Origin of the sequence: Agrobacterium sp. 22094, assembly GCF_052046015.1 — a bacterium.
Taxonomy (GTDB): Bacteria; Pseudomonadota; Alphaproteobacteria; order Rhizobiales; family Rhizobiaceae; genus Agrobacterium; species Agrobacterium cavarae.
In genome coordinates this window covers 19132-27726 of record NZ_JBQEPX010000009.1, presented here as the reverse complement: position 1 = coordinate 27726, position 8595 = coordinate 19132, and the positions used below count along the sequence as shown (strand labels likewise).

Here is an 8595-nt window from a genome sequence, read left to right as displayed (position 1 = left end):
AGGCATCGGGCGTTCTGTCGTCGGCGCAACGCCACACACACTTCCTCGACAGTCCACGGATGAAGCGGGTGATGGAGCGATCGGATTTTGCTTTGCCGATCTGAAGCAAAGGACGCAGTCGGTATTCCTGGTGCTGCCAACGGACAGGCTTGGCACCTATGCACGATGGCTGCGATTGATGATCAGCCAGAGCCTGACGGAGATGGTAGGGACGCGCAACGGCGCATCACCATTCGAGAGCGTTACCCCGCCAGAAGGGGCCGCTACATCATTCTGCAAGCGGAAGAGAGCCGTTCCCGCAAACAAGTCCGTGCTGTTCCTGCTCGACGAGTTTGCGAGCCTGGGACGGTTGGCTGCTGTCGAGCGCGCCATGGGGCTGATGGCAGGCTACGGCGTGCAGCTCTGGCCGATCCTTCAGGACATTCATCAGCTGCGTGCGCTCTACGGCAAAGGAGCTAACACCTTCCTTGCCAATGCCGGCGTGCTGCAGGTGTTTGGTGTGAATGACATCGAGACGGCCGGGCTTGTTGCACGCTCGATCGGCAAGCGAGATGCGCATTACATGACGGCGTCGCATAGTGAAGGCAAGCAGACGAACTCGGAACACATTGCTGCCCGCAACCTGATCAATGCCGACGAGATCATGCGACTGCCAGAAGACAGGATGATCCTTCTTCGGCAGGGGCATTATCCGGCAAAACTGCGCAAGATCCGGTACTATGAGGACAAGGAGTTCAAGGGCCTGTTCGACCGGATCTGAGAGCGATACAGGCGCCAGAGACAGGGACCGACAAAGCGCCAGACGAAGTAACTGGCATCGAACGTTAACGCGGTTCAGCAAGCAACGAGAATGGCAGTCACTGCGACGGAAGATGGATGGCGATGATCGAGCCTGTCCTGACGGGAACGCGCTCACACATAGCGCCGAAGTGAGCGGCAGGACAGGCGCGCGTCTTGCTCTGAAGGGTGAGAGGGAAACGCCGATAACGCCATCGTCGGGAAAGACGTCCGACGGCAAACGAAAGCCGCGTGGTTGACGCCAGGCGGCTTTCCGTCGGATATGACTTGCGGCAAATCAGGCTTTGCGATCGAGTTCGTCTTCGACCTTGTCGCGGCTGTTGCCAACCGACTTGATCGCACTCTTCACATCGTCTTTCGAAACCCGCTCCTTGTTGGCCTCATAGCGGACTTCATGATCCTGTCCGCCAGCCACCCTTGCGCGATCCTGGTTACGGCCTCGTGTTGTCTGCGACATTGTTCTTCTCCTTGTGTTGAGGAAGACTAACCCAGCAGGATTCAGCTAGTTCCAGACAGCGAGCGGCAACGCAATTGCCTTCCTCTCAGTTCGTTTGGTTGAACGGCCTGGGCATAATCTCTCTTACAAGAGGCGAAGAAGCGAAGGGGAGATTGCAGCTGCGATAGGAGACATCAAGAACAAGCGTTGGTCCCAGCCACATCTGGACCTCCAAAAGTCGACTAGCACTTTTGCCATTTGATGAATGTTGCGAAGCGTATAAGGTCCATGGATACCACCAGCGCGATGACATCGCGGCGACAATCGGAAGCCAGTCAGACCCCGTTCCCATGATGAAATCCTCCCTCGATCATATCCCGCATAGAAAGCAGCGAGAGCTCGCGCGTGCGCTGGAGATCCTGCACGAGGAGTTCGAAGATGCGCTGAACGAAGGCACGGCCGACTTCAAGAAGCGCGGACGCATTCTCAAGATCATACTGTTCGGCTCCTACGCCCGCGGCACCTTTGTCGATGAGCCCCATACGATGAAGGGCTATCGCTCGGATTTCGATTTGCTGGTGATCGTCAACAATCGCAAACTGACCGACCATGCCACCTATTGGTATAAGGCCGCTGACCGGATCATCCGTGACAGCTTTATCGAAACGCCCACACAGTTCATCGTCCACTCACTGCGCGAGGTGAACACAGAGCTGAAGAAGGGCAACTTCTTCTTTTCGGATATTCGCAAGGACGGTATCGCTCTCTATGAACTGGATGACGAGCCTTTAGCCGAGCCGAGACTACTCACTGCGGAGGAGCGATTGAATGCGGCGCAGGACCACTTCGCTCAAAGATTTTCAGAGGCAAAAGTTGTTCTGGAAACGTCTCGGTTTCAATTGGAGCAATGGCGAAAACTTGGAGGCGCTTGGTCAAATTGGTCTGCCTTCAATTTGCATCAGACGATTGAGCAAGCTTACGCGTGTGTCTTGTTGACCCTCACAAATTACGGTCCGCCCTCGCACAACGTGAAGTTCCTTCGATCGCTAGCTGAAGAGCAGGATCTTCGACTGGTGGACGCGTTTCCTAGGGATCACCATCGGCAGAGAGCTTGGTTTAACACAATCAACGAAGCCTATGTTAAGGCTCGATATTCCAAGCATTTCGAGATCAGCGAAGAGGCTCTGGTCTGGCTCGGTGAGCGGACGGCGCATCTCCTGGCGTTGGTGAAGGTCGTTTGCGACGAGCATATCCAGAAGCTGGAGCGGGATGTCTCGCGGGCCAAGACGTAACATCAGTTTTCGATCAGGATGCTGGCTCATAAGTTCTAATGGTCTAGGCCGGCGATCCGCCGAGCGATTGCATTTCTTGCCGATGATATACGACCGATCGTGCTCAAGATCCCGTTGCGGACCGTACAGCCGGCGGGGGATCGAAGCGTAGCAAGTCTTGTCATGCGATCGGTAAGCCGGACAACAGAACGTGCAACTTTTTGTCGGGCATCAGCCCAGCCCAGAAGCTGGCTGCGATCTCCGTTCATCGCGTGGAGGAGTGGATCGGCAAGCGAAACGGCATCCTGAATGCCGGTATTCATGCCCTGGCCGCCGGCCGGACTATGGACATGCGCGGCGTCGCCGCACAGGATGATATTGCCGGAAATGACATTCTCTGCCAGCCTGTGATGAACATGGAAACGTGAGCTCCAGATGACATCGTTGATGCGGCCAGATTCACTGGGTGGACCACGTTCATAGAGCAGTCTCTGAATGAACGACATGTCGGGTTGTTCTGGTGGTTTGCTGGCGGTCGCAACAATTCGATAACGGTCATGCGGCAAAGGCGCCACCACCATCAGTCCTTGCGGGGCAAAGAAAAGATCGACTTCGGAGCGGGCAAGCGGCCAATCCATGTTGACATCGGCAAGAACAAACTCTTGCCGATACGTGCCACCGACGAATGGTATCTCGGCTTCCTCTCTGACTTTGCTGTGAAGTCCATCGCATCCGACCACCCATGAAGCATGCATGTCGATGTTTCCGTCCGGACTTTTCAGATGTGCCGCGAACCGATCTCCTTCTTGGGCGATGCTCTCAAGTTCAGTGGTCCACTGTACCTCAACGCCGAGCTCTAGCAGACGGGTGCGCAGGATGGCTTCGGTTTGATCCTGTGGCAGCATAAGCGTGAAGGGATAGCGTCCTGGAAGTTCACCGAAGTCTACGTCGAGCAGCAATCGGTCACGATCACGAACACGAAACTTCGGTACGATAATGCCCTCCTCAAGCAATTTTGCGGTGACGCCAAGTTGTTCGAGGACCTGCAGGGTCCGCGCGTGGATAACGGCGGCGCGCGATGTGTTTGCGCCTTGAGTCTGCCGGTCGATGACGATTACCCGAGCACCTCGCTGCCTAACGGCAATTGCTAGAGAGAGGCCAGTTGGCCCAGCGCCGACAATCAGGATCGGAGAAACATTGGCTGACATGATGGCTACACCTCGCTAGAAAATGTAAACACATGTTTGCATGGAAGATCTTTGATGTAAACAAGTGTTTGCATAATTCGACCACTGATGGCAGGTTAGGCTGATGAGCCAGTCGAGCGACAAACCGAAAACCCTCCGTTCTCAACCCACGAGAGATCGCATTCTCGCAACAGCGCGCGAATGCTTTTCTCAGTCTGGTTTCGAGAAAACGACGATACGGACCGTTGCGACCGGCGCTGGCGTGGCACCTGCAATGGTCATCCGCTACTATGGCAACAAAGAGGGCCTGTTCGCAGCGGCTGCCAGGATCGACCTGCAGTTGCCCGGCCTGGATGGTGTTCCGTTAGAGGGGGTGGGGGAGGTGCTGGTCCGGCATTTTCTGGATCGGTGGGAAGGCGTGCGCAGCGACGGGCAGTTGCAAGCGCTCCTGCGTGCAGCGATCAGCCACACGGGCGCACGGGAAGAGTTGAGGCAGATTTTCGAAAAGCAATTATGCGCTGCAATCGGTCGGTCCGGCGTCGATCAGGCGAGTACGAGAGCAGCACTCGTTGCATCACAGATGCTTGGTCTGGCGCTCGGGCGATATATATTGAAGCTCGAGCCACTTGCCACGATGTCGCCAGGCACGATCACCTCGCTCTTTGCGCCGACCATTCAGCACTATCTCTCGTTTGAGATCCCCGGGTAGCCCACCAACGCGAAGCATTGCGGTGAAAAGAACAGTTGTAAAGGAGGAGACCTCTGCAAGGCACACGCGGCTGGGCGGGCTGAATCAATATTGCAGACCACCGCATCGCATGATCGCAGGCGCCCGCTTATCGATAGATCTGGAGCAACTGGGAATGATCCTTGGCGGGTTCGCACGGATATCGAGGCCGTGGAAGCATTTTGGGATCAGGCTCTCATCCCAATTTACAAGATCATGACCTGGTCTGCATTCGACGCTGGAACAACATGGAATGCAGACTTAAGGGAAATCAGCCATCGGATCAGCGAGTGATCCGCGACACTATTGATCGTCTCCGGCTTAGCACTGATTCATGTTCAGTCGGCTGATCATATTGTTGTAGTCCTGCAGCAGCGAGTTGGCATCCTGCTGCTCCCGCGATTGCATCATCTGGAACTGGGAGCGTTGCTGCTTGTCCTTTTCGTAGGAGCCGTCTTCTGTCCTGCTGACGATCTGCCTTCCGGTCGAGAGGTAAGCGTTGGCTTTGGACATGATGGCCGAGCAACCCTCGTTGCTTTGCTCCCTGATTTTATTGTCATAACCGGTTGCCATAGTATTGAACTGGTCAAGCGAGGCCTTAAAGGCTTCTTTTTTGTCGCCAAGCCCTGTTCCGCTCAAGAAGCCGGAGGCGAGATCCATGCTGTCCTTGATGTGATAGACCATTCCGATCCGGAAATAGGCGAGCGTGTCTTTTTCCGTCTTGTCGAAGGCGGATTTGATGCGGGCGCGGTCCTTCGCCTCTATGGCATTGTTGTAGCTTGCCTGGGCCGTGGCCAGTTCTTCCATAGCGGCGATATAAGCAGGCTGTGTATCGCGGCCATGCGCGCCCTTGTCACTCAGATAGGTTTTGGCCTCAATGTAGTTGGCCATGTCGCGGTCAAGCGGGACCGCTTTCGCCAATGCGTCGGAATAAGCTTTCGCTGGCCCGTCGAGTTCGGCCATGTCAGGCTTCATCGCGCGTGCCTTGTCCAGGTTTTCCTTAATCCGGCCCATAGGCGACGAAGACGGGAAGAGAAGGTTGTCCTCCTTCTTCTTGCCGTCAAGCACGGGCTTTACGGTAGTTTGGTACGTTGCCAGATCCTCAGCGTAAGAGCGCTGAACCGAATTGGCGACCTCTACATACGCATTGTACTTTTGGATCTCTGCTTGCTCGCTTGCGGTTTGCTCCTCGTTCGCCTGGCCTGATTGGCTCGACGTGCTGTCATCGCAGGCCGAGAGCAGGATCAGGGATGCGGCAAGGGCTAGCGAGCGGATCAGGGGTTTGGAAAGTCGATGTGATGTCATTTCGGTCCTCATTTGCATTCTGAGAAGATCGTCAGTTTCGGCGCCAGCTCGTAGTCGATGTGCCGCCTGGCATTAGAATCTTGCTCAGGTCAAAGCGCCTGTTCAGTATCGTGGTGTAGAGGCGCTGTAACGGGTTGCTTTTGAACCGATCGCTTTTTCAAGACAAGTCTAATGAAGCCTTTCGCTCTTTTCGAGGACGGCGGGACCTCTTGCTGATGAAGGAGAAGGGACGGATCGGGTTTAGCTGGAGGACCCAGATTGCCGGGCCAGTTGGCAGCTGCGTCCGGCTTAAGGTTTTCTGTCGAGCTGACGCGAGCGTCGGAGATGATTTTGTTGCGAGTTGGATCAGCGGGTTGAAACTAACGGTTCTGGTGGCACCGTCTCCAATTCTCTCGGTGGAACATTCAAATATCTCGCCCGTTTTATCGCCAGAAATGCGCGGGGCTTCCATCGAATGAAAATCAAGGTGAATTCTGGCCGGCTTAGCCTTTGGGCCTTGCCGATAGTTGGCACGTTCGTGACGTGTGGCGCGGCCTTTGCCGCCGATGGAAAGTCACCCGGTCCCTCAGAGGCCTTGTTCCTGATCCAGATCATTGTTCTTGTGGTCGTCGGCAGATTGCTGGGTGAGGCTATGGTGCGCATTGGGCAGCCGTCGATCATGGGCCAGATCATCGGCGGGATCTTGCTGGGTCCTTCGGTATTCGGTCTTGTGTTTCCGGAAGCGCAATCGACGTTATTCCCGAACGGCGAGGCGCAAAAGGCAATGGCAGACGCCGTTGCCCAACTCGGTATTTTGTTCTTGCTCCTGCTTGCAGGTATGGAAACGGACCTCGGTCTGGCGTTGCGGCTGCGTCGTGCGGCAGCTGGAGTTTCCCTCTCCGGGATCGTGGTGCCGTTTGCACTCGGTTTTGCGTTGGGGGAGGTTATCCCTGCAGGTCTGTTGCCCGATCCCGACGCGCGATTGGTCACATCGCTCTTTCTTGGAACCGCGCTGTCGATTTCTTCGGTGAAGATTGTCGCGTCCGTCGTTCGCGAGATGGACTTCATGCGCCGTAACGTCGGTCAGTTGATTGTCGCCTCAGCGATCATCGATGATACGATCGGCTGGGTTATCATCGCTGTGACGTTCAGCCTGGCGACGAGTGGCACTGTGGATGTCGCAATTCTAGGAAAAAGCGTCATCGGCACGATCGCGTTCATGGCCTTCAGTTTCACGATCGGGCGGCGCATCGTTTTTGAGATCATTCGTTGGGTCAACGATACCTTCAAGAGTGATCTGCCCGTGTTAAGCGCAATTATCGCCATCATGGGTGGCATGGCGATCATCACCAATTTGATCGGTGTTCACACTGTCTTGGGCGCGTTTGTCGCGGGCATTCTCGTCGGTCAGTCCCCGATCTTGACACGCCAGATCGAAGGACAGTTGCGCGCCTTGACGACTGCGCTGTTCATGCCTGTCTTCTTCGGCCTGACGGGGCTCCATACTGATCTTGGCCTTTTGGCTGACCCGTCCATATTGCTTCTGGCTGTAGGACTGATCCTGATCGCCAGTCTTGGAAAATTCGGTGGTGCGTTTGTCGGTGCTAAAATGGGTGGATTTTCCAATCCAGAGGCTATCGCGCTTGGGTGCGGAATGAATGCCCGAGGATCAACTGAAGTTATTGTCGCTTCCATAGGGCTATCGGTCGGCGTGCTCGACGAGCGTCTGTTTTCCGTGATTGTTGCTATGGCAGTCGTGACAACGATGGCTATGCCACCCACTTTGCGGTGGGCATTGGCGCGGTTGCCGATGAGGGAAGATGAGGAGGATCGCCTGCGACTTGAATCCTTCGAGGAAAAAAGCTTCCTGTCCAATTTCGAGCGTATCCTGCTTGCGGTCGACCATTCAGCCAGCAGCGATCTTGCTGCCCGCATCGCTGGACATTTCGCTGCCGTGCGCAAGATGCCAATTACCGTTCTGGATGTCGTGGATGAACCCGGCGATGATCGAACTGACGATTTGGCGGGACGTATGCCGGACAGTCGCGCGAAAGAGGTCAGCGAGCGCGTGCAGAGCACTGCCGATGCGACCCTGCAAATGGGCGACGTCAAGCAAGCTTCAGCCGATGGCGAGGTCCACGTCACGATCCGACCAAAGGACGGGGAACTGGACGACATCCTCTCCGAGACTGCGGACAAAGGCCATGACATGATGTTCGTCGGCGTTGAGCCAAGCACGGCCGAGGGCGGTGGGTACGATGGTCGGCACGCAGCGATGGTGGACGCATTCACCGGGACGACGGCGATCGTTTCGGCTCGAGGGCATCTTCCAGAAGCGGATAGTCAGTTGCGTATACTTGTACCTGTCAGCGGGACAGAGCGTTCGCTGAACGCAGCAGAGTTTGCATTTGTCATCGCAAAGGCTACCGGCGGATCGATCGCTGCAGTGTATTTCAAGGATCCTGCACAGGCAGCGTCTCTGTCGAGAGTGAGCGACACGAGTGGTGTCCAGCAATCGGCGTTCGAGCAACTTGACCAAATTGCAGAGTTCTACGGTCTGCCGTTGGAGAAGGTCACATCGCAGCAGGGATCACCGGAACTGGCCATACTCAAGCATGCTCGAAGAGGCCGCTTCAATCTGATCATTTTGGGCGTCAACAGGCGGGCAGGCGCTGATCTTTCCTATGGCACCGTCGCCGACACGCTTCTGGAAACCGCCGACCGCTCGGTTGTCTTCATCGAAATATGATGGTTCTACCGTTACCTTACATCGACAAAAGGCCGATCTCGAAGTCATCGCCTTTGTGGAATTTGACGTCGAGCGCCAGTTAAGTGGCTTCGCCGATCCGGCCACAAAACTCGACATACCGGCCGATTGTCCGCCCGTTTCGG

At 55.8% G+C, this 8595-nt stretch carries 6 protein-coding genes and 1 pseudogene; 4 read left to right on the top strand and 3 right to left on the bottom strand.

Annotation, left to right across the window (positions count from 1 at the left end; all coding sequences use genetic code 11):
- A pseudogene (locus tag ACTJK5_RS22840) lies at positions 1-760 on the top strand (type IV secretory system conjugative DNA transfer family protein); the annotation flags it as partial.
- Positions 761-1075: 315 nt separating this feature from the next.
- On the opposite strand, the gene ACTJK5_RS22835 reads toward ACTJK5_RS22840, so the two are convergent.
- On the bottom strand, positions 1076-1255 hold the full coding sequence (locus ACTJK5_RS22835; protein WP_111846500.1) for a DUF3606 domain-containing protein: 180 nt from the start codon (positions 1253-1255) through the stop codon (positions 1076-1078).
- A gap of 329 nt (positions 1256-1584) precedes the next feature.
- Between ACTJK5_RS22835 and ACTJK5_RS22830 the strand changes: the two genes are divergently transcribed.
- Positions 1585-2526 carry a nucleotidyltransferase and HEPN domain-containing protein gene (locus ACTJK5_RS22830; RefSeq protein WP_112520251.1) on the top strand — a complete coding sequence of 314 codons (942 nt, stop codon included), beginning with the start codon at positions 1585-1587 and terminating at the stop codon, positions 2524-2526.
- A gap of 35 nt (positions 2527-2561) precedes the next feature.
- On the opposite strand, the gene ACTJK5_RS22825 is transcribed toward ACTJK5_RS22830, so the two are convergent.
- A complete protein-coding gene (locus ACTJK5_RS22825; RefSeq protein WP_112520250.1) occupies positions 2562-3713 on the bottom strand; it encodes an FAD-dependent oxidoreductase in 1152 nt (383 codons plus the stop codon).
- Between the two features lie 103 nt (positions 3714-3816).
- Between ACTJK5_RS22825 and ACTJK5_RS22820 the strand changes: the two genes are divergently transcribed.
- Positions 3817-4401, top strand: a complete 585-nt coding sequence (locus tag ACTJK5_RS22820; protein ID WP_062439188.1) for a TetR/AcrR family transcriptional regulator — start codon at positions 3817-3819, stop codon at positions 4399-4401.
- A gap of 339 nt (positions 4402-4740) precedes the next feature.
- On the opposite strand, the gene ACTJK5_RS22815 is transcribed toward ACTJK5_RS22820, so the two are convergent.
- Positions 4741-5724 carry a YiiG family protein gene (locus ACTJK5_RS22815; protein WP_112520494.1) on the bottom strand — a complete coding sequence of 328 codons (984 nt, stop codon included), beginning with the start codon at positions 5722-5724 and terminating at the stop codon, positions 4741-4743.
- 454 nt (positions 5725-6178) lie between these two features.
- On the opposite strand from ACTJK5_RS22815, the gene ACTJK5_RS22810 reads away from it, so the two are divergent.
- On the top strand, positions 6179-8452 hold the full coding sequence (locus tag ACTJK5_RS22810; RefSeq protein ID WP_440613295.1) for a cation:proton antiporter domain-containing protein: 2274 nt from the start codon (positions 6179-6181) through the stop codon (positions 8450-8452).
- Positions 8453-8595: the final 143 nt, after the last annotated feature.